This is a genomic window from Sphingomonas sp. (assembly GCF_031372575.1).
Classification (GTDB): Bacteria; Pseudomonadota; Alphaproteobacteria; order Sphingomonadales; family Sphingomonadaceae; genus Sphingomicrobium.
Window position 1 is genome coordinate 1 of sequence record NZ_JANMLM010000021.1, and the last position, 2,312, is coordinate 2,312.

Consider the following 2,312-nt stretch of genomic DNA (forward strand, 5'->3'; position numbering starts at 1 on the left):
GCAAGCTGCGACTATTTCGACAAGAATACGGTGCTGGTAATGACCGCCATCGCTGGCATGGACGACGGTGCGACCGTCCGCTTTTTGCGCAAGGGCGAGGATCGCGGCACAGTCGAAATCGGCAGCCTTGGCGCCGGCGACGTGCGCCGGATCCCGCTGCCACCAGGCATTTGCAAGAATATCTCCTACAGCAAGATCGAGATCGAATTGATTGCCCCCAAGACGACGATGGTGGGCGGCAGACTGGGGCCATACGGACTGCGCTGCTAGGTCACGTTCATCGGGCATTCAGCTTATGACTACAAATGTAGTCACATGGCCAACGACGTTCGAATCAGCGAAGCCGAACTTGATATCATGGCGGTGCTATGGGCGGACGCACCGCTCAGCGCGACCGACATTGCCGCCCGCGCTCCGGCCCGGCGCGCCTGGTCCGCGACCACCGTAAAGACCATGCTCAGCCGCTTGGTCGACAAGGGTGCGCTGGCCACGGCGGCGCAAGGTCGCCGGTTCCTCTATCGTCCGTTGATCGAGCGCGACCGGCTCGCACAAGCGCAGGCCGGGCGGTTGGTCGATCGCTTGTTTGGCGGACGCGTGTCGCCTTTGGTGGCGCATCTCGCCGAGCGCCGCGATCTCGAGCCCGAGGATCTTGCCGCGCTTGAGCAATTGATAAAGGACTTGCGCAAATGAGCTGGCTTGCGGGCAATTTGGCGGTCGCGTCGTTGCTGGTGCTGGCGGTGTTATTGCTTCGCCGCCCGGTGGCCATCTGGTTCGGCGCGCGCGCGGCTTATGCCTTGTGGCTCGCCCCGGCGTTGCGGCTCGTCCTGCCGCCACTGCCGCAATTTGTGTCGACGCGGCAAGCCAGCGGCGGGGCGGTCGATTGGGTGATTGAAACTGGCCAGCACGCGAATGAAGCGGTGCCGGCGCTGCCTTCCCTGTGGCTGGTGTGGGGAATCGGGTTTGCCGTCATGCTCGCCGTTCGCCTGTTGGCCCATCATCGCTTCCTCGGCGCTGCGGTTGCCAAGGGCCAGCAATATCATTCGCCAGTCATCGACATCGATGTCATCGCCACGCCTGCGGTCGATGGACCAGTGGCCACTGGGTTGATCCATCCCCTGATCCTGGTGCCGCAGGACTTCGACGCCCGATTTACCCAAGAGCAGCAGCATTTTGCGCTGTGGCACGAGCAACTGCATCACCGGCGCGGCGATTTGTGGGCGACCGCGGCGGCGCTGCTGGTGAGTTCTGCCCTGTGGTTCAACCCGCTGGCCTGGCTCGCGCTTGGCGCCTTCCGCCGCGACATGGAAGCGGCTTGCGACGCGGCGTTGCTGTCCAGTGCCGGCCGCGCCGCCGCCCCGGCCTATGCCGAAACCATATTGCGCTGCGCAGCCCGGCCGGTGCCGCGCTCACTGTGCGCACTCACGTCGATCGATGAGCTGAAAGGGAGACTGAAAATGTTGAACGCGAAACATGGCATGATCGCCAAAGCGGCCGGGCTGGCGTTGGCAGGCGGCCTGGTGGTCGCAGGACTGGTTGCAGTCCCGGCGCTGGCCGACGAGCCCAGAACCCAGACGGTCGAAATTCGCAAGGTGGTCACCGACGGCAAGCCGGGCGAGGCGGTCGATCTGGAAAAAGGCTGCCCCGGCCAGGCGCTCGATTTCACGGCCGACGCCGCCCCAGGCGCGGACCGCAAGGAAGCCGCACGGATCAAATTATGCTTCAAGGCGGGGCAGTCGAAAGCCGAAACCGCGACCCGCCTCGAAGGCGTCATCGCCGACATCGACAAGCAAAGCGACATGGACGCGGCGGTTAAGGCCGACCTCAAGGCCAAGCTCTCCGCCAAGATCACCGAGCTCCGCGCCGGCAATTAAGTTCATTTGCGTGGGGCGCGCGTCGATGGCAGGGACAAACCGTGGACGCCCCCTACGCCCTTCTCGAACCGCTTGCGCCCGGCATCGGCCGGCTGCTCGCGCGCAATCCCTCGCCCTACACCTACTCCGGCACGCAGACCTATTTTGCGGGGGCGGGGGACGAATTGGTGGTGATCGACCCGGGGCCGAACATCCCCGAGCATGTCGATGCGATCGTCACCGCCGCCGGCGGGCGCAAGATCGTGGCGGTCGCCTGCACCCACACCCACCGTGACCACAGCCCCGCCGCCGCACCGCTAGCCGCTGCGACCGGTGCGCCGATTATCGGCTGCGCGGCGCTGGCGCTGGAAACGGTCGGCCCGCGTGCCGATGCGAGTTTCGACGGTAACTATATGCCCGACCGAGTGTTGGCCGACGCCGAGGCAATCACCTTCGGCGACG

General features: G+C 65.3%; 4 protein-coding genes. All 4 read left to right on the forward strand.

Translation table 11 applies throughout. The features are described from left to right. A partial coding sequence (locus RMN73_RS01730) for a hypothetical protein (RefSeq protein WP_309601594.1) occupies nucleotides 1-270 on the forward strand: 270 nt, incomplete at its 5' end. A 45-nt stretch (nucleotides 271-315) separates the two neighbouring features. Then, nucleotides 316-690 carry a BlaI/MecI/CopY family transcriptional regulator gene (locus RMN73_RS01735; protein WP_309601595.1) on the forward strand — a complete coding sequence of 125 codons (375 nt, stop codon included), beginning with the start codon at nucleotides 316-318 and terminating at the stop codon, nucleotides 688-690. After that, complete coding sequence (locus RMN73_RS01740; protein ID WP_309601596.1) at nucleotides 687-1,871, forward strand: M56 family metallopeptidase; 1,185 nt, start codon at nucleotides 687-689, stop codon at nucleotides 1,869-1,871. Before RMN73_RS01735 ends, RMN73_RS01740 begins: the two co-directional genes overlap by 4 nt. A 41-nt stretch (nucleotides 1,872-1,912) precedes the next feature. Continuing rightward, nucleotides 1,913-2,312 (forward strand): MBL fold metallo-hydrolase (locus tag RMN73_RS01745; protein ID WP_309601597.1); only part of this gene is annotated, 400 nt, incomplete at its 3' end.

What these genes read in the sequence shown, in the direction of transcription:
- RMN73_RS01735 (WP_309601595.1), top strand. Translation starts at nt 316, where the DNA reads ATGGCCAACGACGTTCGAATCAGCGAAGCCGAACTTGATATCATGGCG.
- RMN73_RS01740 (WP_309601596.1), top strand. Translation starts at nt 687, where the DNA reads ATGAGCTGGCTTGCGGGCAATTTGGCGGTCGCGTCGTTGCTGGTGCTG.